This window comes from Natronocalculus amylovorans, from assembly GCF_023638035.1.
Taxonomy (GTDB): Archaea; Halobacteriota; Halobacteria; order Halobacteriales; family Haloferacaceae; genus Natronocalculus; species Natronocalculus amylovorans.
In genome coordinates this window covers 342,224-368,394 of sequence record NZ_JAKRVX010000001.1, presented here as the reverse complement: position 1 = coordinate 368,394, position 26,171 = coordinate 342,224, and the positions used below count along the sequence as shown (strand labels likewise).

Annotated in this window: 28 protein-coding genes and 1 tRNA gene; 18 read left to right on the top strand and 11 right to left on the bottom strand. The window is 52.4% G+C overall.

What is annotated here, in order from left to right; all coding sequences use genetic code 11:
• Positions 1 to 3: 3 nt before the first annotated feature.
• From AArcSt2_RS01920 to AArcSt2_RS01905, 4 genes are all read left to right on the top strand, one after another.
• Entirely contained in the window at positions 4 to 423 is a 420-nt protein-coding gene (locus AArcSt2_RS01920) for a NusA-like transcription termination signal-binding factor (protein WP_174652776.1), read from the top strand.
• Positions 424 to 604: 181 nt separating this feature from the next.
• Complete coding sequence (locus tag AArcSt2_RS01915; RefSeq protein WP_174652777.1) at positions 605 to 1,033, top strand: 30S ribosomal protein S12; 429 nt, start codon at positions 605 to 607, stop codon at positions 1,031 to 1,033.
• 1 nt (position 1,034) lies between these two features.
• Positions 1,035 to 1,649 carry a 30S ribosomal protein S7 gene (locus tag AArcSt2_RS01910; RefSeq protein WP_174652778.1) on the top strand — a complete coding sequence of 205 codons (615 nt, stop codon included), beginning with the start codon at positions 1,035 to 1,037 and terminating at the stop codon, positions 1,647 to 1,649.
• Between the two features lie 63 nt (positions 1,650 to 1,712).
• Positions 1,713 to 3,167, top strand: coding sequence for a PQQ-dependent sugar dehydrogenase (locus AArcSt2_RS01905; RefSeq protein WP_250582551.1), 1,455 nt, complete (start codon positions 1,713 to 1,715; stop codon positions 3,165 to 3,167).
• A 12-nt stretch (positions 3,168 to 3,179) separates the two neighbouring features.
• On the opposite strand, the gene AArcSt2_RS01900 is transcribed toward AArcSt2_RS01905, so the two are convergent.
• Positions 3,180 to 3,938: a DUF5781 family protein gene (locus tag AArcSt2_RS01900; protein WP_174652780.1), complete on the bottom strand. Its 759-nt coding sequence runs from the start codon at positions 3,936 to 3,938 to the stop codon at positions 3,180 to 3,182.
• A gap of 290 nt (positions 3,939 to 4,228) precedes the next feature.
• Here AArcSt2_RS01900 and AArcSt2_RS01895 point away from each other — a divergent pair, with 290 nt between their 5' ends.
• The 7 genes from AArcSt2_RS01895 (at position 4,229) to AArcSt2_RS01865 (ending at position 10,869) form a co-directional block, all read left to right on the top strand.
• Complete coding sequence (locus AArcSt2_RS01895) at positions 4,229 to 6,409, top strand: elongation factor EF-2 (RefSeq protein ID WP_174652781.1); 2,181 nt, start codon at positions 4,229 to 4,231, stop codon at positions 6,407 to 6,409.
• Between the two features lie 327 nt (positions 6,410 to 6,736).
• A complete protein-coding gene (locus AArcSt2_RS01890) occupies positions 6,737 to 7,270 on the top strand; it encodes an amino acid-binding protein (RefSeq protein WP_250582549.1) in 534 nt (177 codons plus the stop codon).
• Positions 7,267 to 8,220, top strand: a complete 954-nt coding sequence (locus AArcSt2_RS01885) for a homoserine dehydrogenase (protein ID WP_174652782.1) — start codon at positions 7,267 to 7,269, stop codon at positions 8,218 to 8,220. Before AArcSt2_RS01890 ends, AArcSt2_RS01885 begins: the two co-directional genes overlap by 4 nt.
• Before the next feature lie 212 nt (positions 8,221 to 8,432).
• Positions 8,433 to 9,698, top strand: a complete 1,266-nt coding sequence (tuf, locus tag AArcSt2_RS01880; protein ID WP_174652783.1) for a translation elongation factor EF-1 subunit alpha — start codon at positions 8,433 to 8,435, stop codon at positions 9,696 to 9,698.
• On the top strand, positions 9,699 to 10,007 hold the full coding sequence (gene rpsJ / locus AArcSt2_RS01875; protein ID WP_174652784.1) for a 30S ribosomal protein S10: 309 nt from the start codon (positions 9,699 to 9,701) through the stop codon (positions 10,005 to 10,007). It begins immediately after the preceding gene.
• 143 nt (positions 10,008 to 10,150) lie between these two features.
• Entirely contained in the window at positions 10,151 to 10,753 is a 603-nt protein-coding gene (locus AArcSt2_RS01870; RefSeq protein WP_174652785.1) for a rhomboid family intramembrane serine protease, read from the top strand.
• 44 nt (positions 10,754 to 10,797) lie between these two features.
• Positions 10,798 to 10,869, top strand: a tRNA-Ala gene (locus AArcSt2_RS01865).
• A gap of 35 nt (positions 10,870 to 10,904) precedes the next feature.
• Here the strand turns inward: AArcSt2_RS01865 and AArcSt2_RS01860 are convergent.
• Positions 10,905 to 11,330 carry a hypothetical protein gene (locus AArcSt2_RS01860; protein ID WP_174652786.1) on the bottom strand — a complete coding sequence of 142 codons (426 nt, stop codon included), beginning with the start codon at positions 11,328 to 11,330 and terminating at the stop codon, positions 10,905 to 10,907.
• Between the two features lie 234 nt (positions 11,331 to 11,564).
• Here AArcSt2_RS01860 and AArcSt2_RS01855 point away from each other — a divergent pair, with 234 nt between their 5' ends.
• Entirely contained in the window at positions 11,565 to 12,167 is a 603-nt protein-coding gene (locus AArcSt2_RS01855; RefSeq protein WP_174652787.1) for a hypothetical protein, read from the top strand.
• Between the two features lie 6 nt (positions 12,168 to 12,173).
• Positions 12,174 to 12,773, top strand: a complete 600-nt coding sequence (locus AArcSt2_RS01850) for a hypothetical protein (protein ID WP_250582547.1) — start codon at positions 12,174 to 12,176, stop codon at positions 12,771 to 12,773.
• Positions 12,774 to 12,824: 51 nt separating this feature from the next.
• On the opposite strand, the gene AArcSt2_RS01845 is transcribed toward AArcSt2_RS01850, so the two are convergent.
• The 6 genes from AArcSt2_RS01845 to AArcSt2_RS01820 form a co-directional block, all read right to left on the bottom strand.
• The gene (locus tag AArcSt2_RS01845; RefSeq protein ID WP_250582545.1) at positions 12,825 to 13,733 is read right to left on the bottom strand and encodes an adaptin; all 909 of its coding nucleotides are present in this window, start codon (positions 13,731 to 13,733) and stop codon (positions 12,825 to 12,827) included.
• Positions 13,734 to 13,927: 194 nt separating this feature from the next.
• Positions 13,928 to 15,103 carry an ABC transporter permease gene (locus AArcSt2_RS01840; RefSeq protein ID WP_250582543.1) on the bottom strand — a complete coding sequence of 392 codons (1,176 nt, stop codon included), beginning with the start codon at positions 15,101 to 15,103 and terminating at the stop codon, positions 13,928 to 13,930.
• Positions 15,096 to 15,806, bottom strand: coding sequence for an ABC transporter ATP-binding protein (locus tag AArcSt2_RS01835; RefSeq protein ID WP_174652790.1), 711 nt, complete (start codon positions 15,804 to 15,806; stop codon positions 15,096 to 15,098). The genes AArcSt2_RS01840 and AArcSt2_RS01835 overlap by 8 nt, the downstream gene beginning before the upstream one ends.
• Complete coding sequence (locus AArcSt2_RS01830) at positions 15,803 to 17,362, bottom strand: COG1361 family protein (protein WP_250582541.1); 1,560 nt, start codon at positions 17,360 to 17,362, stop codon at positions 15,803 to 15,805. The genes AArcSt2_RS01835 and AArcSt2_RS01830 overlap by 4 nt, the downstream gene beginning before the upstream one ends.
• A gap of 58 nt (positions 17,363 to 17,420) precedes the next feature.
• Positions 17,421 to 18,719 carry an RNB domain-containing ribonuclease gene (locus tag AArcSt2_RS01825; RefSeq protein WP_174652792.1) on the bottom strand — a complete coding sequence of 433 codons (1,299 nt, stop codon included), beginning with the start codon at positions 18,717 to 18,719 and terminating at the stop codon, positions 17,421 to 17,423.
• A gap of 48 nt (positions 18,720 to 18,767) precedes the next feature.
• Positions 18,768 to 19,598 carry an E3 ubiquitin ligase family protein gene (locus AArcSt2_RS01820; protein ID WP_250582539.1) on the bottom strand — a complete coding sequence of 277 codons (831 nt, stop codon included), beginning with the start codon at positions 19,596 to 19,598 and terminating at the stop codon, positions 18,768 to 18,770.
• A 235-nt stretch (positions 19,599 to 19,833) separates the two neighbouring features.
• Here AArcSt2_RS01820 and AArcSt2_RS01815 point away from each other — a divergent pair, with 235 nt between their 5' ends.
• On the top strand, positions 19,834 to 20,994 hold the full coding sequence (locus AArcSt2_RS01815) for a hypothetical protein (protein ID WP_250582537.1): 1,161 nt from the start codon (positions 19,834 to 19,836) through the stop codon (positions 20,992 to 20,994).
• 91 nt (positions 20,995 to 21,085) lie between these two features.
• Here the strand turns inward: AArcSt2_RS01815 and AArcSt2_RS01810 are convergent, their stop codons facing one another.
• Positions 21,086 to 21,406, bottom strand: a complete 321-nt coding sequence (locus tag AArcSt2_RS01810; protein ID WP_250583132.1) for a DUF7562 family protein — start codon at positions 21,404 to 21,406, stop codon at positions 21,086 to 21,088.
• 96 nt (positions 21,407 to 21,502) lie between these two features.
• Between AArcSt2_RS01810 and AArcSt2_RS01805 the strand changes: the two genes are divergently transcribed.
• Positions 21,503 to 21,982: an RNA-binding protein gene (locus tag AArcSt2_RS01805; RefSeq protein ID WP_250582535.1), complete on the top strand. Its 480-nt coding sequence runs from the start codon at positions 21,503 to 21,505 to the stop codon at positions 21,980 to 21,982.
• A 38-nt stretch (positions 21,983 to 22,020) separates the two neighbouring features.
• Here AArcSt2_RS01805 and AArcSt2_RS01800 read toward each other — a convergent pair whose 3' ends face one another.
• Entirely contained in the window at positions 22,021 to 22,731 is a 711-nt protein-coding gene (locus AArcSt2_RS01800; RefSeq protein WP_174652797.1) for a DUF1028 domain-containing protein, read from the bottom strand.
• A 110-nt stretch (positions 22,732 to 22,841) separates the two neighbouring features.
• Here AArcSt2_RS01800 and AArcSt2_RS01795 point away from each other — a divergent pair, with 110 nt between their 5' ends.
• On the top strand, positions 22,842 to 23,195 hold the full coding sequence (locus AArcSt2_RS01795; RefSeq protein ID WP_174652798.1) for a cell division protein SepF: 354 nt from the start codon (positions 22,842 to 22,844) through the stop codon (positions 23,193 to 23,195).
• Positions 23,196 to 23,220: 25 nt separating this feature from the next.
• Here the strand turns inward: AArcSt2_RS01795 and AArcSt2_RS01790 are convergent, their stop codons facing one another.
• Complete coding sequence (locus AArcSt2_RS01790) at positions 23,221 to 24,243, bottom strand: PrsW family intramembrane metalloprotease (RefSeq protein ID WP_250582533.1); 1,023 nt, start codon at positions 24,241 to 24,243, stop codon at positions 23,221 to 23,223.
• 90 nt (positions 24,244 to 24,333) lie between these two features.
• On the opposite strand from AArcSt2_RS01790, the gene AArcSt2_RS01785 reads away from it, so the two are divergent.
• Positions 24,334 to 24,708 (top strand): DUF7532 family protein, encoded by a 375-nt coding sequence (locus AArcSt2_RS01785; protein WP_250582531.1) that lies wholly within the window; start codon positions 24,334 to 24,336, stop codon positions 24,706 to 24,708.
• A 1-nt stretch (position 24,709) separates the two neighbouring features.
• The gene (locus AArcSt2_RS01780; RefSeq protein ID WP_250582529.1) at positions 24,710 to 26,170 is read left to right on the top strand and encodes a ribonuclease FAU-1 family protein; all 1,461 of its coding nucleotides are present in this window, start codon (positions 24,710 to 24,712) and stop codon (positions 26,168 to 26,170) included.
• Position 26,171 lies beyond the last annotated feature (1 nt).

The following is a 26,171-nucleotide window of genomic DNA, read 5'->3' as shown; positions in this document are numbered from 1 at the left end:
CCAATGCGACTTACGCTCTCAGACGAGGCACGCCGGTTTATCGGACTCTTTGACGAGGAAACGGGCGTAAGCCCACGCGACTGTCTCGTCGGGAGCGATCGGCTCGTGTTTGTGATACCTGCTGGCAAAATGGCAGATGCGATCGGCCCAAATGGTCGAACGGTCCGGCGTGTTGAGCGAAAAGTCGATCGGACGATCGAACTTGTCGAGGATGCAGACACTGCGGCGGCGTTTATCAAGAGCGCACTTGCACCGGCTGCAGTTCGTGGCATGACCATCTCAAATCAGGACGGACAGGTCGCTTTTGTGGAAGTAGATGAAGCAGACCGGGGCGTAGCAATTGGCGCTGGCGGGAAAAATATCGAAACGGCCCGAACCTTAGCGAAGCGGCACTTTGATATTGACGATATCCAACTCACCTGAGTGATATTGCAGCGACGGGTTCTCTATCTATTTTGGGGCCGTAAACCCGTGCTCTAACCGTTATCGTGTTTTCTAAGACTGCCTCAGATCTGATTAGCGACCCCTAAGAAGCGATTTCAAGACGTTTTACCAACCCTAAAGAGGGATGCTTAAGTAGCTCCGTTTTGAAGTCATAGCTACTATGGCAAACGGAAAATACGCCGCCCGTATGCTCAAAAAAGACCGGCAGAAACGACGCTGGTCTGACTCTGAGTACGCTCGACGAGAGCGAGGGCTCAAAAAGAAGTCCGACCCCCTCGAAGGTGCACCACAAGGCCGCGGTATTGTTTTGGAAAAAGTTGGTATCGAGGCAAAACAGCCGAACTCAGCAATCCGAAAATGTGTTCGTGTCCAGTTGATCAAGAACGGAAAGCAGGTGACTGCCTTCTGTCCTGGTGACGGTGCAATCAGTTTCATTGACGAGCACGACGAGGTCACGATCGCTGGTATCGGTGGTGCGAAAGGTCGTGCAATGGGTGACCTTTCAGGTGTCAACTACAAAGTCGAGAAGGTCAACGGTGTCTCAATGATCGAACTCGTCCGCGGAAACGCAGAGAAACCGGTGAGATAAGATGTCGGAAAGCGAAGCTCCGGAACCGGAGGCGCCAGCCGATAGCGAAGAAGCAACAGAGAACGCACTCTTGTTTGGCGTCTGGGACGTTTCAGAGATCGAATACACCGATCCAAGTACCCAGCGATACCTCAACGTGACGCCGATCGCACACACGATGGGTCGCCACGCGGGCAAGCAGTTCAAAAAGTCGGATGTGTCGGTTGTTGAGCGACTTATCAACCGACTTATGCAGACCGAGGAAAACACCGGCAAGAAACAGAAATCGATGAAAATCGTCCGTGAGGCGTTCGAAATCGTTCACGAGCGAACCGAAGAGAACCCAGTACAGGTTCTGGTTCGTGCTGTTGAGAACGCAGCCCCACGAGAGGAGACGGTCCGCCTCAAATACGGTGGTATTTCGGTTCCAAAAGCAGTCGACGTTGCACCGCAGCGACGTGTCGATCAGGCACTGAAATTCATCGCACAGGGTACCCAAAGCGCAAGCTACAAAACACCAACGAGCGCAGCTGAAGCGCTTGCACAGCAGCTTATCGGTGCGGCAAGCTACGATGTTCAATCGCACGCAATCTCGCAGAAAGAAGAGCGAGAGCGTGTCGCAGCAGCAGCCCGTTAACCGCTTTTCTCTCTTTGTTTTTCGAGCCAACATCCTTTAGCCTCGGCCATCCCAATGCTGGGTATGTCACGCCGTTTGAGTCGTCGGGCCCTCCTTGCAGCAACCGGTGGGGTATCTCTTGGTGTTTCGATCGCTGGCTGTCTTGGTACTGGAGACGGAAACGGTACCGATGAGCAGGGTCAAGCCACGGAGTCCGGTGATGACTCTGCTGATGAGGAGTTGACACCGACGATCGACGAGCAGTATGACCTCACTGTTGAACACGATATCACGATGTGGGAGCAGTACGATCCGGACTGGAGCGCACCAACGACAGAACCAACATCGGTTGATTTTGAACAGGAAATCGTTGTAGAGAATCTCGAAATTCCATGGGATCTCGCATTTGCACCGAATGGAGATCTGTTTATTTCCGAACGAACCGGACGAATTGTACAGTACAGCGCAGACGAACTCCAAGCAGTTGCCTCGCCAAGCGATATTATTGATAGTAGTTCAGCGGCCCCCGGAGATACAGAGCCTGATTGGTGGGCCAGCGGCACCGAGGGTGGGTTGATGGGTATTGCAGTTCACCCAAACTATCCTGATGTACCGCTGTTGTACGCATTTTACACCTACGATACAGACAATGGCAATCGGAATCGACTTGTCTACTACGATGTCTCTGCAGATGACCCTGATGAGACAGCAACGACAATCATCGATGACATCCCTGGAGATACAGTCCACAACGGCTGTCGGATTGCCTTTGGACCGGAGAACTACCTATGGATCACGATGGGTGATGTCAATGATGAGGCAACACTTGCGGCACGATCGTCAGATGAGGAACCTCCGTATGAACCGGTTCCACAGGATACAGGATCGTTACTTGGGAAAGTTCTACGAATCAAACCGAACGGTGAGCCTGCCCCGGACAATCCTGACTTTGGAGACGGTGCGGACCCCAGAATCTTCAGCTACGGGCATCGGAATCCACAAGGAATCAGCTGGCTCCCGGATGGGACGCCGATAATCACAGACCATGGAGCATCCGCGCGTGATGAAGTGAAGATTCTTCGTCCCGGAAGCAACCACGGCTGGCCAACTGTGAGAGACAGTAGCGAGTATTGCGAAACCGAGTACGACCGTCCCGTAATTAATACCGGTTCCGGTGAGACGTGGGCTCCGAGTGGCTGTGTCTTCTACACTGGCGATGCAGTTTCTGCATGGCAGAACCGACTGTTGATTGGAACGCTTCGCGGTGAGCATATCAATGTTGCAACAATCTACGACACTGACTGGGATGAACCGCTGGCCGATAATGGTGTTCGGTACGACGCCGACTGGATGGATCCTGACTGGAGTGCAACTTCGCACAAATTCTTTGAAAACGAGTTTGGTCGGATCCGTCACGTTGAGCAAGCGCCTACTGGAGACGTGTATGCGATTACATCAAATCGGGATGGCCGATCGGACGGAGCGTTCCCAACAGAACAAGACGATGTGTTGATGCGATTGGTACCAACTGAGGAGTAAGTACGCGTCCTTTTAATCGGCTGCGGGTGCCCCAGTGTTTGTTGCATACGCCCGTGTGACGTCGACCAACGACTTTCTGTACTCGCTTGGTGTTGGATCTTCGTTGAGTGATCGAAACTTCTCTTTGAAATTCTCTAAATCGACAGTGGGCGCATCGTCTGCGGCGGCGTGTGCTAAATCATACAAACGATGATCGGTCGCTGCAATTTCATGCCGCTCAAGCAGTGCAAGCGCAAATGCTGCGTTTACCGCCGTAATCTCCGGATCCGGCCCAGGAACCGTCGGTTTTGAGTCCGGATGTGGGCTTGGTTGTGGTCGGTTGGCAATCGCCTTTGCGAGCTGTGACTCTAAAAATGCGACTAGCTTCGTTGCAGGTGCCAAACTGAGTGTGATGTCATCCGCATAGATATCTTTCATGTGATTCGCAATCTGATAACAGTGAGTGAGCTTTCGCTGTTCAACTGCTTTGCCAGTGAGTCCAAGATAGAGTGCCTCTTCGATCGATTGAACGTGTGATGGATGCTCCTCTTCGAACCGTGCCATATGCGAATATTCGTGCAGTGCAAGCTCCCGTGCCATCACACTTGTTGCAGCTTGCCGAGAGATATTGAGGACGTGATATGATCGATAGTGTGCTGCCCATGTTCGTATTTCTGGATCGTCGCGTACGTGCACGCGAACCGGCAGTGAAAGGTCATACTCTGTTGTAAACACGTCGGCAGCACTTAGAAATGGGTCAGGCGAGACGTGCCCGAACACTCGGACATCCATGTGTACTATTACCACGACCTTGTTACGTATTACTCTTGTGTGCCTACCGATGCCATGTACATCTAGATACGTTGATAGAAAATACACATACTCTTGCGGTATCTGTGGTAGTAATTTTCTTATTTAGTAGTAGTCTATAGCTGTCATCAGTTTCAGTTCGTTGACCAATACTGTGCGATACTGTTACACACATATTGCAGAGATGGGGTGGTATCACCCTTGTATTCGGGAGATTCGCCGAACAGAGAAACACTATCCTTTTCACCCTGCTACCGGTAAAGGTCAGTATAATGGGCCGACGAAAGAAGATTGTACAAGAATGTGAGAAGCTGATGGATAAACCGGAGAACATCCGGAACATTGCCATCGCAGCTCACGTTGACCACGGTAAAACGACGCTTTCTGACAACCTCCTTGCTGGTGCTGGCATGATCTCTGATGATACAGCAGGTCAACAGCTCGCAATGGACACAAAAGAGGACGAGCAGGAACGTGGGATTACCATCGACGCAGCAAACGTTTCGATGACTCACGAGTGGGAGGGAACAAACCACTTGATCAACCTTATTGACACCCCAGGTCACGTTGACTTCGGTGGCGATGTGACACGTGCAATGCGTGCAGTCGACGGTGCGCTTGTGGTTGTTGACGCCGTTGAAGGCGCAATGCCACAGACCGAAACAGTCGTCCGTCAGGCACTTCGAGAGGGTGTCAAGCCGGCACTGTTTATTAACAAGGTCGATCGCCTCATCAATGAGCTTCAAGAGGGGCCTGAGGAGATGCAGCAGCGCCTCCTTGACGTCATCCGTGACGTAAACGAGCTCATCCGCGGAATGACTGAAGACAAAGACTACGACTGGACAGTCTCCGTCGAAGACGGTACTGTTGCATTCGGGTCTGCACTCTACAAATGGGGTGTCTCGATGCCATCGATGGAGGAAACCGGAATCTCCTTCGGTGAGGTCATCGACATGGAACAAAGCGGACAGCGCCAAGAACTCCACGAGGCAACACCGCTTTCCGACGTTGTGCTTGATATGGTTGCAGAGCACTTCCCGAACCCACTCGACGCACAGCCACGACGTATCCCAACAGTCTGGCGTGGTGACAGTGAATCCGAACTCGCAGAGTCGATGCGTCTTGTTGACGACGAGGGAGAGGTTGTCTTTATGTCAACCGACATCTCGATGGACCCACACGCAGGAGAGATCGCAACCGGACGTCTCTTCTCCGGAACGATCGAGAAAGGTCAAGAGCTCTACGTCTCAGGAACTGCAGGCAAAAACCGTGTGCAGTCGGTTGGTATCTTTATGGGCGGAGAGCGCGAGGAGGTTGACCGTGTCCCAGCAGGGAACATCGCAGCAGTCACCGGCCTTCGCGACGCGATTGCAGGATCGACCGTTTCATCCGTTGAGATGACGCCGTTCGAATCGATTGAGCACATTTCCGAGCCGGTGATCACGAAGTCCGTCGAGGCAACGAAGATGGACGACCTTCCAAAACTTATCCAGATTCTCCAGCAGGTCGCAAAAGAGGATCCAACGATCCGAATTGAGATTAACGAGGACACTGGTGAGCACTTGATTAGCGGACAGGGTGAACTTCACCTTGAGGTTATTACCCAGCGTATCCGTGACAACCAAGGTATTCCAGTCCACACTGGTGAGCCGATCGTTGTCTACCGCGAGCAGCCACAACAGCAGTCCCGAGAGGTCGAGGGTGTCTCGCCAAACCGCCACAACAAGTTCTACATCACTGCAGAACCACTGAGCCAAGACATTGTCGACGAGATCAAACTCGGAAACGTATCGATGGATATGCCGGAGCTCGAACGTCGTGAGGCGCTTCAGGAAGCTGGCATGGATAAAGACCCCTCACAGAACGTCGAACACATCTTCAAGACAAACATCCTCATTGACGATACGAAAGGTATCCAGCACCTCAATGAGACGATGGAGCTTGTAATTGAGGGACTTGAGGAAGCGCTCGATAACGGCCCACTCGCAGCAGAGCCAGTTCAAGGTGCACTGCTTCGGCTCCACGACGCACGTCTCCACGAGGATACAATCCACCGTGGTCCGGCACAGGTTATTCCTGCGGTCCGTGATGCGGTCCACCGATCGCTCATCGATGGTCGAATCAAACTCCTCGAACCGATCCAGAACGTCCGTATTGATGTTCCATCCGAATACATGGGATCGGCATCCGGCGAGATCCAGGGACGCCGTGGACGCGTCGACGACATGTACCAAGAGGGTGACCTCATGGTGATCGAAGGTATCGCACCTGTTGAAGAGATGATTGGATTCTCCTCCGATGTTCGATCCGCAACAGAGGGTCGTGCATCCTGGAACACCGAAAACGCGGGCTTCCGTGTGCTCTCGGATAACCTCCAGACCGACAAGATCATGGAAATCCGCGAGCGCAAAGGAATGAAGCTCGAACTTCCAGCGTCGATCGACTACATCTAAGCGCCCGAACTCTACCAGATCTGTTTTCTATTTTTGATCGGGTATAACACTCTGCCCCCTGAAGCTACGGTTCGTTACATTGGAGTCCGGTTTTTATTCTGGTGATCAGTTTGTGGAAGAGATTACCTTTGTGCTGTGGTACCGTACGGATTCGTTGGCAGCATCTGTCTTCGACGAAGCCTTATAGCTCACGGCAGAACACTGACGTAGTATGTGGAAGGAATCGCCATCCGCCACCCGACGTATCGCTTCGGAGGTATCTAGTGACTGCTTTTCGTCGGGCACAACAACAGCAACAGCGGATGCGGTCCTGGTGGGGGTGCACGAATGAGTTCTCCAGATTCAACGGAAGCACAGACGCACACGGTTCGACTCGAACTTGTTGACGAGCCGGGTGAGCTACTCCGGGCGCTACAGCCGATCTCGGACAACGGAGGCAATCTCATGTCGATCTACCACGAACGTGGTAATCTCACACCACGTGGGCATATCCCTGTGGAGGTTGACTTTTCGTGTACACCACATCGGTTCGAAACAATTGTTGAAGCGCTTCGAGATGCAGGTGTGAATGTCATGCAGGCAGGTACCGAACGATACGATGAGGAGCTCACCGTGTTGCTCGTTGGCCACCTTGTTGACACTGACCTCTCTGATACACTCAAACGGATTGAGGGCTGTGCGAATGCATCACTGAACGACTTGTCTCTCTCTGGACGCGAGGGAACAGATGAACAGTCAAGTGCACTCCTTCGGCTTGCAACCCGTGCAGGGACAACTGAAGATACACTTGGGGCACTCCGTAAAATTGCAGCCGAAAAAGACTTACACGTCATTGAACCGCTTACGGAGGTGGTACAATGAGCGGACGACTTGCAGTATTGGGTGCTGGGGCTGTTGGCCGATCGGTTGTCGAACTTGCCGAAGAGTATGACTACACAGTAACTGCAGTAGCAGATTCACAGAGTGCAGCGATCGACGCTAAAGGCCTTGACCCAGAGGCCATCTTTACCCGGAAAGATGCTGACGGAACCGTTGGTGATGAGAATCCAGAGGCTGCACTTGATGCATCATACGACGTGCTTGTTGAAGCAACACCAACGACCCTTGGTGATGCGGAGCCTGGATTTGCCCATGTGAAGGCAGGGTTAGAACATGACCGACACGTTGTCCTCGCGAATAAAGGGCCAGTTGCAGAACGGTACGGAGATCTCATGGAACTAGTCACTGCAAGCGATGGTGATATCCGATTTGAGGCCACCGTTGGCGGTGCGATTCCTGCGCTGTCGACGATCGAAGACTTTGGGCCCGGACACATCACTGCAGCGCGTGGAGTGCTCAATGGGACCGCAAACTTCATCCTCACACGGATGGCCGCTGAAGGGCTCGACTATGAGCACGTTCTTGCGGAAGCCCAAGATATGGGCGTAGCGGAAGCTGACCCAACGTTTGATGTTGAGGGAACTGATGCAGCGCTCAAATGTGTCATCTTAGCAAATGTTCTCAGTCAAGGTGAACAGGAATTCGCGCTCGACGATGCAACTGTGGACGGTATTACAAATGTCCCCGGTGCTGCACTCGATCTTGCAGCAGACGACGGCCGAACAGTTCGATTGATTGGTGAGGCGTCACGCGATGGCATTCGTGTTGGACCACGGCTGATTCCTGAGAACTCAGCGCTTGCAGTTAGCGGGACACGAAATATCGTTCAATTAGACACCACGCATGCTGGACGGCTCAACATTAGTGGTCGTGGTGCCGGTGGTCCCGAGACAGCCACCGCGGTGCTTTCTGACGTAGGCCGATTATTATAATACGGTCTGCAGCGGCGATCAGTTACTATTTCTGTCACTTTTGAGCGGAGCAGACAAGTTCAGTCATCCGAACGGTATGCTTATGCTACACATACGTCACCGACCCACAAACCGCAAGACGGCGTTGACCTCGTCGGGGCGACGTATCGAAATGGTTTTAGGGTAAACAGACGAAAGAATCCCCACAGAGCGCCTTAGCGCGTGACTTACCCATGAGCGACGACAAACCACACCAAAACTTGGCTATTATCGGCCACGTTGACCACGGAAAAAGTACACTCGTGGGACGACTCCTGTTCGAGACAGGATCCGTTCCAGAGCACGTAATTGAACAGCACCGCCAAGAGGCGGAAGAAAAAGGCAAAGGTGGATTCGAATTCGCCTACGTTATGGACAACCTCGCAGAAGAGCGAGAGCGTGGTGTCACCATTGACATCGCACACCAGGAATTCGACACCGACAAATACTACTTCACCATTGTCGACTGCCCAGGTCACCGTGACTTTGTGAAAAACATGATCACTGGTGCATCGCAGGCAGACAACGCGGTTCTCGTCGTCGCAGCAGACGACGGTGTCGCACCACAGACACGCGAGCACGTCTTCCTCGCACGAACGCTCGGCATTAACGAGCTCATCATTGGTGTCAACAAAATGGATGTTGTTGACTACAGCGAAGACACCTTCGAAGAGGTCACTGAGGAAGTCAAACAGCTCCTCAAACAGGTCCGCTTCAGCGACGAAACCACGTTCATCCCAATCTCCGCATTCGAGGGTGACAACATCTCAGAGCGAAGCGAAAACACAGGCTGGTACGACGGCCCAACGCTTCTTGAAGCACTTAACGACCTTCCAGAGGTTGAGCCACCAACGGACGCACCACTGCGTCTTCCAATCCAGGATGTATACACAATCTCGGGAATCGGTACCGTCCCAGTCGGACGTGTCGAGACCGGTGAGCTGAAAACAGGCGACAACGTCTCCTTCCAGCCATCCGATGTCTCCGGAGAGGTCAAAACTGTTGAGATGCACCACGAAGAGGTGCCAAAAGCAGGCCCAGGTGACAACGTTGGATTCAACGTTCGTGGCATTGGCAAAGACGACATCCGCCGTGGTGACGTCTGTGGTCCAGCAGACGACCCACCAAAGGTCGCAGAGACCTTCAAGGCACAGCTTGTTGTCATGCAGCACCCAAGCGTGATTACCGCAGGTTACACGCCTGTCTTCCACGCTCACACCGCGCAGGTCGCATGTACGGTCGAGTCGATCGATCAGAAACTCGACCCAGCATCGGGTGAGGTCGCAGAGGAGAACCCAGACTTCATCAAGTCCGGTGACGCAGCGATCGTCACTGTCCGCCCACAGAAACCGCTCAGCATCGAGCCATCAGGCGAGATTCCAGAACTCGGCAGCTTCGCAGTCCGCGACATGGGTCAGACCATCGCGGCTGGTAAGGTGCTCGAGGTCAACGAGCGATAAATGCAGCAAGCACGCGTTCGCCTCGCGGGCACAAGCCCGGAGGATCTCGACGACATCTGCAGCGACGTTCGCGAGATCGCGGAGAAGACAGGTGTGAACCTGAGCGGGCCGATCCCGCTTCCAACGAAAACGTTGGAGATCCCCGCGCGCAAGTCGCCGGACGGAGAAGGTACGGCTACGTGGGAGCACTGGGAGATGCGCGTTCACAAGCGCCTCGTCGATATCGACGCGGACGAACGTGCGCTTCGACAGCTCATGCGTATCCAAGTACCGAACGACGTGAGCATCGAGATTGTCCTCGAAGACTGATTGAGGTCATACTCACACCCGTTCGCTGTACTATAGCGGACTCGCGCCGCTAAGGTGCATCGCGCTACAATATTCTTTTTGTTTTATTCATCTGAGTGATAACGTTGGCAATCGATTTTAGGGACTGAGACCGTACATGGTGTATGAGCCGGAGTCCCACGCTCGAAGTCCTCCTCATCTGTACAATCGTTTTTATAATCCAGTCACTGATTGGAGTGTTTAGCGCTGCTCTTGCGACTGGGCTGTTCGCACTTGCACCGCCGTTTGTCGTGAACCCGTGGGGTCTTATTACAAGTGTGTACGCACATAGCGGCGTTGGACACTATACTGCAAATATGATCGCTCTCGTGTTGTTTGGGCTTCTTGTTGAGCGACGGACTACCCGAGCTCGATTTCACGTGTTCTTTTTGAGCGTGGGCGTCCTTGCAGGAGTCTCTGAAGTGTTTATTAGTGGCGTCATTGGTGGTCCAGCTGGTGTCATTGGTGCGAGTGGGGCAATCTTTGGATTGCTGGGATACCTACTCGCTGGCAACATCGTTTCACAGGCTGTGTTCCGCTCTATCGAGCTCAGTGGCCGCGCACAGTTTGGACTCTTTGTGGTGATTGCACTGCTTGTGACGATCGCAACCGGCCGCCCTGGTGTGGCACTGATTGCGCACTTCACAGGGCTTATACTCGGTCTACTTGCAGGCTATATCGGGCTGCTAGATGTTCGTCAACCCGTATCTGAACGGCCAATACGGTAAAAAAACAGAAACTACAAATATTCTGGTTGGCACAGTACCAGTGCGGGCTTGTAGATCAGTGGCAGATCGCTTCCTTCGCAAGGAAGAGGCCCCGGGTTCAAATCCCGGCAAGTCCACATTGTCTATTTATTTTACGTGGGTGCGCGGCAAATTAGTTACGTTCGATACGGAGATATGTATCTACTGTACTGAGTACGGTTTTAACAACAGCAGCGCTGAACGATCCAACGATCAGCAGGCCAGTCTCTTCGGTAAGTCCGACTCTTAATACCGATCCATGTGTGTACGAATCCAGCGCGTACGCAAATTCGCCCAGCTCATACAGATGCTCTCGTGCCGCATCTCCGAACACAATCTCAATACCAGTATCCTTGGCGATGAGGGGTAGTTGCCCCGCATCTTTTTGTGCTGAGAACTCACCGGTGGCAAAGAGTACGTCTAACGACCGCGGCGTGTAGATACCAAGACAGTCCAAACTCCCATCGAGTTGGCTATCAACTGCGGTGACAAACGACTCTGGGGCCTCGTGAAGCAGGTCTGTGGCATTTTGGTACGGAGGCGTTGTCTGAACTGACATGCTCGACTCCACCATATTCGTAGCATCCATACACTAAGTCTGAACAGTTAGTAGTTTGTTATGTATCGATTGTAAGACATTCACGACTCACAGCCAACTGCTACCGCGATGTAGTATCAGAATACGGCCCCGAATACCGACCCTACGGATTTGGCAGCGGCTTCCTACAGCTTCCGTGATCATCGGTAACTGGCTGTTTACAATGGCTGTTGATAGGTTAGCGTACAGTAACGTATGTCAACAGATTCAACCAAGAATACGGACGAGCGCGGCCTGATCTCCCGGCGTGGTATCATCCTCATGGGGGCGAGTGTAACATCGCTCGGAGCGATCGGTCTATTCAGTGCATCACAGCCTGCACTTGCAGCTGAAGGCTCTGTAATTGAAGCAGAAGATGCAACACTCACCTCTCATGATGGAAGCATTGCTGAGCTCATTGTTGAACCAACACTCGATGTTGAATGGGAAGGATTCAATTCAGCAGAGACAGATGCAGAGATGGAGATTACATTCAGTACAGATGGGGAAGATGATATTGCAATTGAAAGATCGGAGACCCTATCAGGATATACTGGTAGTGACGAATTTGATTTCGATGATGATGGTGACGACATTGACCTACTTGAAACTTGGAGCGAAGAGACGTTTGAATCTGAAGTTGATGCTGATGAGACAGAAACGACAGTAACGGTCACGTTCGGGATCTCAACTGAGGACGCGTCAGCGACTGATACAACCGAATTTGATGTTGTTGTCAAAAATCAACCTGCGGATGTTGACATTGGTGGTACAGTCGAGACCACTGCAACATCGGACAACGAAGTGGAAGACGAATAGAGAGACATGTTCTACAGCCGTCGACAGTTGTTACGGACCGTTGGGGTAACCTCCGGCACGATACTGGCTGGTTGGTCACTATCAGCGTCAAAACCAGCGGCTGCGACGGTTTCAGTCTCTAATTTCACAGCCAAAGATACGTCTATTACGACGAAAGATGGTCGTATCTCGGAACTCCTTGTCTCTCCGATGCTTGTTTTTTCGTGGGAAGGCGCGACTGTGGATTCAGTGCTCTCGATCGAACTCGTTGCGGAAAATATGGGTACTGGTGCCCAAGCAACTGTAGAGCATTCTGAAAAAACGGTTGAGAAGACACATGGGACAGCAACAGTTGAGGGCGATACTGTCGACTTGCTAGAGACTGATGCATTTTCTGTGGATAATTTTACAAGCGATCGATGTACAAAAGAATCAGAGGTTGCGTTTCATTTAACAACAACACTCACACCGCCGCAAGCCTCGACAAGTATTGCTGAGACGAATATACAGACAACCGCAACTGTTTCTGTAACTAAAGATCCACCTGGGAATTCATGTGGTGGCGGAAACGGTTCTGGTGGTGGTCCCCCGCACGATGATGACCCCGACCGCGGTCCGCCGAATTAGAACGTTTTGTACTCACTTCTTACTCATGTCGTGCGGGAGACACTCCTGCTCTCAATATCCTGCTTGCACTTTTGTCACTTCGGCCACCGCTTTTGCGGTTGTTCCTTCTTTAAGCCCCAACAACTCATCTGAGACGGTATCGAGCCGATCGACAACGACCGATTTATTTGGAATCACAGCGGGCTGTTCGATTGCAAAGTTCGTAAGCGCAACATGCGCGTATGTGTTGACTCTCTCGTCTTCATCATCCAAGACGGCAAAGAGCCGCATCGATGTCTGTGGGAATCGCTGTGGGTCAACCGCCAGTAGATTTCCTGCCGCAATGCATGCCACAGTCCGCACCCGTGCAGCTGGCGCGGTGAGTGCATTTGCCAGCGATCGGTCTGCACGACTCACTTGTTGTGTATGTCTTGCACCAACTTCTGCGATCACTGCGAGCGCTGCGGTTCGGAGGGTTATGTCCGTTGTATCGAGGCGGTTGATCGCTGGTTTGAGTCCTTTTGCTGCAGCGGTTTCATTCTCATTTGCAACTTGTGCCAACGATCGAAGCCCAAGATATGCTTGTTCAGGATCATCGGCAGTTGCACACATCACAAACCCATCTGACCATGTGACAAACTCCTGTGGTCGGCGATACCCAAGCCACTCTATCGTGTCGCTAATATCTCTACGAATCGCGTCATCGGACGTTTCAAAAATAGAAAGCAGATCACCGATTCGATCACCGGCACGGGCTGGATCGATAAAAACAAGCTCCGCTACCCGTGCAACGTATTCGTCAGCGGAGAGCGTCTCAGGTGGCCCTGTAGCATTTTGGATGCCTGTATCTGTTATTGTCTCTACTGTCGGTTCAGGTTCTTGTGTACTGCCTCGGTAGGTGTCTGGTGGTGTTGTGACAGACACGTCAGTCACAGCGTCAATTGGTGGTAGAACTAACTGCGATGAGCCAGCACTACTCATGGCTACCTCACCCGTCGCTTCATCACGCCCAGAACTGCAATCGGAATTAGAGTTAGAATCTACCATTCACAGTGACACCCAGTCTCTAGTAAATTTCTTTGAGCCATGGGAATTAAACCTTCGTCAGACAGTATCGAATCTGAGAATTACAGGCCCTATTCGGACTTAGATTCCAATAACAGGTCGATGGGTGTCTATCCCCTGAGCGCTTCTACAGGGCGGAGTGTTGCCGCTTTATACGCAGGATATAACCCTGAGAGCAGACACACAATCACACCAAATACAAATGCACCGAAAAGATACACCGCATTTGAGGCGACAAGCACAACATCAAATCCGATCGGTGCAATAAACACAAGGCCAATCGCTGCAAGCCCTGCAAACAGTGCGCCAAAGAGTCCACCAATCACCCCTAACAAAACAGCTTCTGCGAGGAGTACGCGAAGTACATCTCCTTTTTGTACACCGACTGCACGGAGGACACCAATCTCTTGTCGCCGCTCAGTTGTGCTCATTAACATTACATTGAAAATACTCACGCCAGCGACAACCAGCGAGATACCGGCGATTCCGAGCAAGAACTGATTAAGTAGCGAAAAGAACTCATCGATCGTCTCAAGAATGCTTGACAGCTCAAACACGGACACACGCTCCTCTCGACTGTTGAGCTGTGTTCGTACGCGCTCTGCAATCACACTTGCAGACTCACCACTCTGTGCTTGGACGACAATCTGGTCATACGATCGTTGTGCGAACGCAGCTTCAGGAAGGATAACGGCACTGTTTGGATTCACTGGCGTAAGCAACTCTTCTGACTCAAGGATTGCAATCACACGATAGCGACTCGATTCGACTTCGATCGCACTCCCAATACGAAGGTCAAGCGTCTCTGCAACGTCCCCGCCAACGATTGCTCCTTGCCGATGTCGATCGGGGATTGTGCCTTCGCGTGCAGTAAACAGTGCAGCAGGGTTATCTGCACCATACACCTGTCCAAATGTCTGCCCACCGCTTGCAGAGAGTAATCCGCTTGTCGTGAGCAACGGTACTGCAGTCCCATCTGTCCCCACCGCTCTTGTAACCGCATCAACATCACGGATGTCGAGTCCGGTTACCCCTGCATCTTCATTTGGTGTAATGATGAGCTGATTCCCAATTCCGCCAAGTTCCGCACTGGCAGAGAGTGCAAGAATATTCCCAAACAGCCCAAGAGATGCAATTGCAAACACCCCGATCAACACGCCGAGTGCAGCAAGTGCTGTCCGAAGTGTATTCCGAGTGAGATTCCGACGAGCCATTTTTACTGCAGGAATAAGACGCTTCAGTTCGTGTTGCAGTCGCTCCGCAGTCGTGGTTGAACCACTAGCCACGATGTATCACTCCATCAATCAGCTCAATCGTCCGATCGGCGTATGTCGTCACAACCTCATCGTGCGTAACCGCAATAACACTCACTCCAGCATCGCACACCCGTCGAAACTCATCCAAAATCGTATGGCCTGTGTCTTGGTCAAGATTCCCCGTTGGTTCATCCGCCAGCACAATTGTCGGCTCGTTAATCAGCGCCCGAGCGATCGCCACCCGCTGTTGCTGCCCTCCCGACAGCTCATCCGGTGTGTGAGTCAGCCGATCGCCTAACCCAACCCGTGTGAGCAACTGTTCGGCTCGGCCGGTTGCGTCCCTCCCTGTGTCAAACATTGTTGGGACACAGACGTTTTCTGTGGCCGTGAGCGACGGAAGGAGGTGGAAGTCTTGGAAAACAAAGCCGATCGATTCTTTTCTGGCAGTGGTTCGTTCACGCTCGGAAAGCGTTGTGACATCTCGGTCGTGTATTCGAACCGCTCCGCTTGTTGGCACGTCAAGCAGTCCGAGAATGTTCAACAGTGTACTCTTTCCACTCCCGCTTGGACCGACAATTGCGAGGAACTCACCCGCTTCAATTGCGAGATCAACCCCCGCAAGTGCATCGATCGTCTCCCCGCCAGTGTTGTACGTTTTGACAACGTCCTGAAGTTCGATCGCTGGTGCATTGTCTTCGACAACAGGATGTGTCTGTGTTTGTTCTTGCGTCATCGTCGTCGGATGTAGACTGCAGTGATTGCGCCGCCAGCAACGACACCAAGGCCGGTGAGCCAGAATCCAACTGATCGCCACACTGTCGACCCTGTTGTATCACTCCCCGACGGTGACTCATACGGAAGCGAAAACGTCTGTGTCTCGATTGCACCATCAACACGGAATGTAACATCTACAGAGACGTTTGTTGTAGCTTCTGCGTCGATCGTCGCAGTCACATCAAATGGTGCGAACTCACCTGGTTCTAGTGTCCCAACAAAGTAGTCGCGCTGTGGATAGGCCGGAGAAACGGTCTCCGTATCAGCAACCGCAACCACAACCCCCGTCACCGTCCCACCAGTGGGGTTGCCGAGGTTTCCAGAGATTCGTGTTGAACCATCAATTTCCTCGATTGAAGCGCCTGTGAGTGTTACATCGCCTGCATCAGGCCGATGCTCGTACTGAAGCGTCTGCTGCTGTGACGTTGCAGCCGTTTCAAACGACACCGAAAACGTTACTGTACCTGCAGGCACACGTCGGAGGTCGACGTCGGCAGTGGTTGATGCTCCCGGTTGTACCGATTCTTCAACCGCGATCCGTGGAAGGTCACCATCAGCAGTGCGTGGCGTAACAACGATCGACGTAACTGGTGCGTTCCCAAAGTTCGTTAGCACCAATTGTTGCCCGCCAGCCCCCATCGATGACGGTTCATCAGCCTCATCGCCACCGCCTGGCTGTCCTCCCAGGAGCGCATCAAGACCGAACCCACCGGGGACACCCGTTGGTTGGTCGAAACTTGTGTCTCCGGTTGGTGAACTCCCAGTGTCGGATACACGAACGCCGAGGTCTGTCACTAGCTCGGAGGCAGCGTAGCTCACCGGTCGCTCTGCAACAGTTACTGATCCGGCGCTCGTCGTGTATCGTACCTCTACGACGGCTTCCGCTTGGCCAGCCGTCTCTGGAATGAACACCAACTCCCTGTCAACGACATCCCCAGGCGCAAGCGAGGTGATCGACCGCTGCGTCGAACGGTCCGTGACACCGTCACCACGGACTGTGAGTGTGATATTTCGGAGTTGATCATTTGTCGGATTCCCAATCGACACCGGAAGCGTTGTTTCGGCCCCAACTACTGGATCGATCGATCCGACATCGAGCAATGGAGGGGCACGCTCAACACCGATCGTAAGCGGGCGGGTCGCAGTGACGTCCGCTCCGTTTTCATCAGTTCCGCGAACGTCAACCGTAAGCTCACGAACACCGGATTCAGTAAACGTCACCGTTACTGGAATAGTGAGGGCCCCTCCTTGGCTCAATGTACCAAGTGTCGTCACTTGTTTGAGCTCGGTTCCTGACTCATCAACAATTGCGACAGAATCCAGCTCAACAGCACTTGGACTCCCGCCAGCAAGTGACACCGTCACATCGACTGTTGTTGGTGAGTCAATGACTGTCGTTTCCGACTGTGGGGTTGCATCTGAAATGACGATCCGTGCATCCGGCACTGCTGTCACCACTGTCACTACTGAACATAAAGAGAGGAATACGATCGCTGTGAGGACCAACCGGCGCATTAGCTACCGTAGGTTTCGGCTGTGGTTATACGTGTCGTCAAAATGGATATTCTGCGTACTATACTTCGTGTGTTGCGTCTTCTGGGTCTTCAACTACTTCGAGGCCACGATTGTTCACCGCATACGGATCAAGGCCAACCTCCTGCAGGAACTGTTTATATAACCGCTCACATGTCTCTGCATCTTTCTGTTTGTCCGAGGCGTGGTCACAGAGTTTGATGAGGTTTTCAGGAACTTCGTTCTCGTGGACAATCCAGTGATTAATGAGATCTGAGAGCCGCCGGATTGGGCTCGTAAAGTGACCATAAATGTCAAAATTAAGCGCGTGGTGTCCACCGAACGGGTCGTTCATATACTTTGCTCGCGGCATGACTTTCAGCACTGCACGCTGGATCTTATTGAGTGCACGACCCGGCGATTCCTCAAGCGCAGCGTTCACAGCAATTCGTGGATCATCCCACGAGCCGCCTGGAATTGAGACACCTTCTAACTCTTGAATCTCTCTGAGTGCATCATTCCACTGGTCAGGTGTTGGCTGTGGATGGACGCGGTACATCGCTTCGACACCACGATTCCACATCAGTTCGTGGGTAACTGCTTTATTGGCTTTCAGCATACACTCTTCGACGATCGTATGTGCTCGATCGCGGGAGGGATTCAGTACAAGCGAGCCGTCCGCTTTTCGTTGTTCGTGCATCTGATCTGCAAGCTCATAGACGAGGGCACACTCAGCAGAGAGTGGCTCGCCTTCCGCATCAATTCTGTCCTCAGTCTGTGAGTAGGTGAGCCGCTCGTCACTGTGGATCACCGATTTATAGATACTGAGCTCCTCAAACGAGAGTGTCTCTTGGCTAATCTCCATCTCGACTGTGTGCGCGAGCCGATCCTCCTGTGGAACCAACGAACAGACCGTTTCTGCGAGCGTGGGTGGGAGCATATGGATCGTGTATGCGGGGAGGTACACCGTGTTGCATCGTTTTACTGCTTCTTCCCACATCTCGGAGTCGGGGTGCACATAGTGGCTCACATCTGCAATGTGGACCCAGAGCGTGTACGTTTCCTCGTTCTTTCGGATGCTGATCGCATCATCAAAATCCTGTGCGTCGATCGGATCTGTGGTCCACGTCGTGAGGTCGCGAAGATCTTTTCGGTGATCTAACTCCGCTTCGATCTCTGCTTGTACGTCTTCTGTTCGCTTTCGGGCCTCGACAAGCACATCAGACGGGAAGCGGTCGCGAATCTCAAACTCCTCAAACAGCTCTTCGCGCTTATTCTCCAAATGGCGGGCCATCTCTTCGGTGATCTTCACGGGGCCCTGGCCTTCCGCTGTTCCAGCGTAGGCCTGTTCATCAGTCATACCGGGTACAATGGGTGTAAGATAGAAAGGCGTGTCGGGGTTGGTGTCTCAGAACCCAAGTACCGATCGCAAGGCAAGCCCACCACCACCTACCCACACGATTGCAAACAGAAGGAGTCCGATCATGATTGGAACGAGCGAGAGACCAAACTCCCGGAGTGCAGTTCGTCGAATAGAAGCATCCGAAACAATAAATGGAGACCCACCTTCGATCTGTACTTTTGCCTGTCCAACGTCTGCCCCAGGATATGGAGTTGGTTCACCAATCACGGTCACAATCTCACCAGGTTCAACATGTTTCTGCGTAAATCGTTGTGCTCTCCCTGTTGGGAGCGATAGCGGTCCCAACGAAAATCGCGAATTCTGTCGGTCAACGTCATCATTTGTAGCGATGAACCGCTGGATACGTTCCGGTGGTGTTTTGCCACTGAGAATGTCGGTTTCAAAACGCTGTTTAAGTGAAAATCGAGCTTGATGTGGGTCGACACGAACCGCTACACCGCCGGTCTCAACTGCAAATGGAACTCCTGCGGAGCCCTCACTTATTGTCTGCCATGTTCGTTGTTTTCCTTGCTGTCTCCGTTCGCTGACCTCATATGCAACAACAACTGCTTCTTCATCAGTGAATGGTGTTGGAAGCGGCTCGTCGATCGCTGTCACAGATCCCTCTATGCAGACGCGATCGTCATCATCGCTGATCGAAAAGCCATCTGTTGGACGCATCCGAAGGAGTGCGAATGCGATCAGTGAGTGTTGAACGCCGTAAAGAATCAGTCCAATGCCGGTGAGCACCGCGATTGCAGCCAACACGAGTGGAACTGAGAGGCTGTCGCCGAGTCCGAGTAGCAGCACGATCGAATTTTGGAGGGAAAATATCATTTGATATTCCTTTTTTAACCATCTGCAAAATGGTACTGATTTGGTGCGCGACAGCCACTGCCTACAGCGGCGCTTTGGCTCTGTTAGCCAGTTCAACTGAGGCATAATACTGGCACTCATTTGGCTTGTATCCGGTCGAAAGCTGCGCTCAACGCGGTAGTTACTACCTACAAATGCGACGCTATCACTTCACCATCAATATACTGTCACTGTATGTGCTATATTGCGACTAACAATGACCACTGTTGCAGTCCTCTCGCACATGGTAGATTCCAATACCAGACGCAAACTTATCCTTACAAGCGGTGTGACGCTTGGTGCACTGAGCGGCTGCCTTGGACTGTTTGACGACGAAAACGGAGACGGAAACGGAAACGGTTCCGACCCAACCGAACAAACACAGGATGAGCAAGGAGAAACTGAAACAGAAACGCCAACGGAGGAGCCATCGGAAGACGATGCTGATGATGATTATGAGGACGACAACGGTGACCATGAGGATGAGGATGATGAAGACGATAAAGATGGCGACGAGGATGAGAAAGACGAGGAAGATGATGAGAAAGACAAACCTGATGTAAAAGACGGTGTCTCGATAGAGGCAGTCGACTACGACAAACGAAAAGGTAAGGTCAAATTCAAAGTCTACAACAAAACAGGACACAAGGTTGAGCTGACGTGGGAAGAGTACGACGGTGACCAGAAGGGATCGCTCAACGTCGAAAAAGAAAGCTACGACACGTTCTGGGCGGACGCCCACGATGAGTCACTAAAGATTGTAGTCTACTTCGATGGCAAAGAGATCGATTACGCTGAAATCGATATAAAAAACTTCTATATCGAGAGCAATATCCGAATTGAAGCGATCGACTACGACAAACACAGACACAAAGCGAAATTCCGCATTTACAACGACACCAAAAACGACGTTGATGTAATGTGGAAAGAGTATAACGGTGATCAGAAGAGCCACACCCGTGTTGGCCGAAATGGGAACCGCACGTTCTGGGCGGATATGAAAGGCGACTCAATGAAGTTGGTACTGTACTCCGACGACAAAGAGATCGACTACGCCGAGATCGACACTGGCGATTATAAAAAGAAACCGGATGTCGAGAACGAGGTGGAGATCCACCCAGACTGCTATGACAAATCGGACAAGAAAGCAACGTTCAAAATCAAAAATGCAACAAGCCACCACATCGAAGTGACGTGGAAAGAGTACGGCGGGAAACACGAAGAGACGGTCAAAGTTCGAATGAACGACAACCGCCATATCCACGTGCCGATGAAGGACAACGGCGACGAAATGAAAGTTGTACTCTACTTCGACGGCAAGGAGATTGACTACGCTGAACTTAGCAAAGACCACTACTGCGACGAGTACGCCGCCTAACTATTCGGCTCAGTGCAGTTGGTCCCTGCCTGACGTTTCGGAACCTCGCTCATGATCTCGTTTATTATTTGATCTACATTTCACTCCATTTTTATTTTTCTGACTCTGACTCAGAGCTTGGTTCTTTAACAGAGCCATACAGTTCCTCAACGCGAGAAAAATACCGCTCAACGAACTCCTCTTGCGTCAGTCCCCGTATTTCAATATCAGTGAGCATTGACTCTAATTCATCGCGTGGCTGATGGCTTAGCTGTTTAAAACAGGCTTTACAGAGATGTTCAAACTCTTTGCCATGTCGTTCCCATCTGTTACCCTCTTTATCATACTCGCGGGCGTCAGCACGTGACACGGTCTCTCCACAGGCAATACAGACAACTGTTTTTTTGTCCCGACTCCCCCGGGAACCCCACATACTTTCGGTATCGGTTCCGGTCCACTTAGCGTTTGTCCGATGTCGCTCGGCAGTGAAGAACGCGCGTTTTATTCGACCGGCGACCGATCGATCGATATGGACGTAAAATCCCGACATCATCTTCGGAGCGATGCCATCTCGGAACTACAAACAGCAGTCTCAGAGGGGCTTGGCGTGGATATTGACGGCGACAGTTTTGAGCTTGTTGAGCTCGAGGACGACAGATTTGATGTCGTGCTGGTTGATGGGCAGCCGCTTGTATTCTACGTTGATAATGAGCCGTTCCTTACTGTAGCCGGTGCGAACGCGTTCCCACCGGAACGCGGAATCGTCACTGTCGATGCTGGTGCCATCTCGTTTGTTTCCAACGGTGCCGACGTGATGCGTCCGGGCATCACAAAGGCAGATGCTGCGATCGAGTCGGGTGACCTAGTTGCGATCGTCGAAGAAACACATGAAAAAGTGCTTGCGATCGGTCGTGCCACGACAAGCGGTGATGACATGGTTGGCGACTCCGGAAAAGTCGTTGCGTCGATTCACTACGTCGGCGATGAACTATACGAACTGTCGGTCTAATCGACAGCGCTACACGACTCGGTGAGTGAGTACTCGGGCTACTCCGCAGCGTCAATACTATCGGATTCGTACGCATCTGCGTATTTTTCGAGCGTCATTTCGTATCCGCGACGTGCCGTCTCGTACGTTTCGAGAAGGTCTGCGATCGGCGTCTCCGTTGCATCAACGCGAAGATCGTTGTAGAACTTTGAATATGCGGTATCTTCGGTCTCGACGACTTTGAGCGCGGCACTCTGTACAGGGAGGTCCTCGCGTTTATCTCCACCCTCTGTATGCCCTGCTTCGAGCGCGTCAATCAAGCGCAATGCGAGCGGCTCCTCGTCAAATGCCGTCGACTCATAAGTGTTCGCTGTTTCGGCAATGACGGCTTCACCTGTGAGTAGATTTCCTGCAACGGTGTAGTTTTCACCCTCAATGTGACCGTACCAATCAATACACTCCGCTCCAGAGAAGACGAACGTCCCGTCTGCATCAACGCCATGGAGCTGTCGGTTCTCACGACCGTCGTCCGCATTCAAAAGCGCCTCAAGCGCATCTTCAACAGCCAATCCATCATTGAGATATTCGACTCCTTTCCGGCCAAGATCGACGTTTACGAGGCTCTGTGTCGCGACTGCACCATTCTCTGAGGCAAACGGACAGAGCGTTCCAACACCAGGAAGCCGAGTTGTGACCGCAACACCAAAGCGAAGCTGTCGGTTTCCATCCTCATCAGTGTAGGGCTCTCGAACGCAGATACTGAATGTCATACTAAACGATCTATTTGGTCGGTGCAAAAAGCTCGCTGTCGCGGCTCGATCAACCGCAACTGCGCATGTCTGACGTAAGAACTAATGTCTGACCCTCACTGTACCCTGTTATGGGCATCATGAGCAAGATCCTCGGAAGTGGCGGCGAGCGCTCCACAGATGACTACGTCGAACTCGATCTCGACGACTTTGACGCCGCAGACGGCCACACCGGGGTCTCCGTCCGTATCGCAGAGATCAACGACAAACAAGACGTCATTGCCATCAAAGACGCGGTCTACGATGGCGACCTTGTGATCGCAGATATTACCCGACACAGTACAAGCGACCGAACGATCGAACATATCATCGACGAACTCCGACAGGTTGCCGCGGAAGTCGACGGTGACATCGTCCAGAAAGGTGATGATCAACTTATTATCACTCCAACTGGCGTTCGAATCTCACGAAAGAAACTCAGCTAACGATCGCTGAAGCGGTCTGTTTCTGTCATCGGTCAAACTCCGTTAGCTCCGGCTCGGCATCGTGATCAATTTCGGCGTGTACTTCGTGGAACGCTCGCTGATATCGCCAGATCTTCTGGAACAGGATCGCACCAAACACGGAGATAAAAAGCGTTGCATAGACAACAAAGGCACTCAGGCCTGGAAGCCCAGTGTACGTTGCAATAATTCCGGTTCCCAACCCGACCGTTGAGTTATACGTTGCATGGATTACTGCTGCAATGAGTAAACCTTTGACAATAATTGGCCCTCTGTTCTCACGGTTGAATTTTGCTAATCCAAGGTAATAGCCTGCAAATGCGGAGTATACAACGTGTCCTGGGCCTGCAAATGCCCTAATTGCAGTTATCTCTCCACCTGCGGTGAATGCGCTTACCCCAAGTGAGAGATCGGTAAGCATTCCTGACTGCTGGAGATTCTGAATAATGTAGAGCGCATTTTCAATGAACGCAAATCCGAGCCCTGCGATCGCACCATACACTGCACCATCCAGTACGGAGTCAAACCGAGAGTCATTGTAGGCGTAAAGCCGGACTGCAAGCAGTTTGACCGCTTCCTCTCCGGGACCAACAACGAGGAAAAAGAAGAGGATAAGACCGATCGAGCCAAGCGGCTCAAACACCCCTCGGAGCTCTGTATTCACGATCGCTGCGAAAGTCGCCGTCAAAATAGAGAGCAGGAACGTCGCCACAAGCAGCGAGAGCGGTTCTTTCGTTGTCACATCCGAATAGTAGACATATGCCGCGAGTCCGAACGCGGGCACAACAGAGAGGACGGTAAGGATTCCAAGCGCCGGGTTCAATACTGTGGAAAGGCCGATCGTCGCAAAGATCGAAATCAGGATTACGAACGCAGTGAGAAGCACAAGTGCTTTTGCTGTTCGCGTGAGCAGCCAATATAGCGCAACCGACAGGCCATCAAGTGAGGTCCGTTCCTCCCACGTTGCAATATCATACAGGTCACGTGTTCCGTCGGATGCGGACTCAATCGGGTCTCGTCGCTCTGCCATCGTGTTAATATTCGGGTGCTGATACCTAATTCCTTCCCGCTTGCAGACGTGATCTGGTACGTTCAAAAGGATCGACAACCAACCGTCTGTATGCACTTTGATCAACGGACACAGAAAGCGCTCCGGAAGGTTGGCCTTGATCGAGACGACATCCGCCGAGCATCTGGGCTTGTCACGGAGGCAGTCCAACAAGACGCAGAGAAACTTATGGCATTCTTTGGCGATGGTGGGCAGTTCTACTCCGATATGGAGATGGCACATAGTGCCGCAGACATCAACGAACACGCTGTTGCGTATCTTGATCTCTTTACACATGGCTCCGATATGCGTGGCTACCTTCGATTTGATAGCTGGGGAGTCCCAGTCGAGGATGGACGGATCCTTACAGAGAACAAAGTTGAGCTAACACTTGGCCCAACCGTGAACGATCGGGTCCGGTTCGCTCGCTCGGAGGACGACTTCTAACATGTCCGCTCCGACCGTTCGGATTCGTGGCATCTACACAACTGCACTCACTCGCGCATTTCTTGATGCAGACCTCAACGTCGTCCAACCATCCGATCCAATTGAGCGTCGATTTAATGAGGCGCTCCCGGTTGCGGCCGCCGATGTTACCATCGAGACGACCGCCGATCGACAGGGCATTTCCATCGTTGGACCTCGTGATGAGGTTGACGCCGTCTCAGATGTTGTACGTACACTCGGCCGAGACACCTTTGTCTGGGAGAGCGAACTTGGAGTCGGCACGATCGCAGATGGGGAAGTGACTGCAACCGCTGGTGGCGGTGCAGTCGTTGAGTTTGGTCTGGATGCGTCCGCCGCCCCTGGTGAGTTAGATGCGAAAGGGTATCTCCCATTTACTCGAGTTGCTGAACGTATTACCCCTGGCGATATGGTCCGTGCCCGTGTTGTCTCCGGTGTCGCACCGTGGAGTCAGAAACGACCGCTCTTGGACACACGGATCGAGATTGACACGGGACTTGCAACCTTGCGTCCTGGCTCAGAGGGGATCTCCGTTGACACACGTGATGAGGCTGCAGGCCGCGAACTTGTTGGCATGACGGAGCTCCTTGGACAGACGCCACCGGAGGGATGGGGGATTCGATGGTCTCATGAAGCAACCACAGCCGATATGGAGACGCTGAGGGTTGCGCTTGAGTCTGCAATCGATCGCGCAACGACGATCGAAGACACTGCCGCGGTTACTGACAGCGGGCTACTCGATGCAGACGAGACGCCAAAGATACGCGTTCCCGGAGAGACAACGCAGTGGGTATGGTTCGGCTGTGAAACACGGACTGCGCTAGATGAGAAACGACGAGCAGTCACTGCGACAATGAGCGGCCACCATCGTATCAAAGCTGGATCGGATGCTGCGAGCGCTGGTGTTGACTTTGTTGAAGCACTGTGTGAGGTTGATGGATCCGAAGCGTTTCCATTTTCAACCGTCACTGATCAGTTCGGACCAACTGTCGGCGATACCGTGTCGATCGGCCATGGAAAGCCTGATGGCCGGCTCATCAACCTAGGAGACGGAACTGTCACCGAACGTGATGCGGATGGGACGCTCGCGGTCAAACGTGAACTCTCTGGCGGTGGAACATATGATGCGCTTGACGTTCCTCGTGCGGCGGGCGATACCGCGCTAACGAAGTTCCGCGAAGGTCGATGGTGGTACCCAACTGTGTATCGGGATGCCGATGGAACGGTCAAAGGGACCTATGTTAATATTTGTACGCCAGTCGAATGTTTCCCAGATATCGTTCGATATGTCGATCTCCACGTTGACGTAATCAAGCATGCAGACGGAACTGTTGAACGCGTTGATGATGATGAGTTGGATGCAGCAGTTACCGCAGGATACATCTCCGAACCGCTCGCAAAAAAGGCTCGATCGGTTGCAAGTGCGCTCGAAAACGCGTTATAAT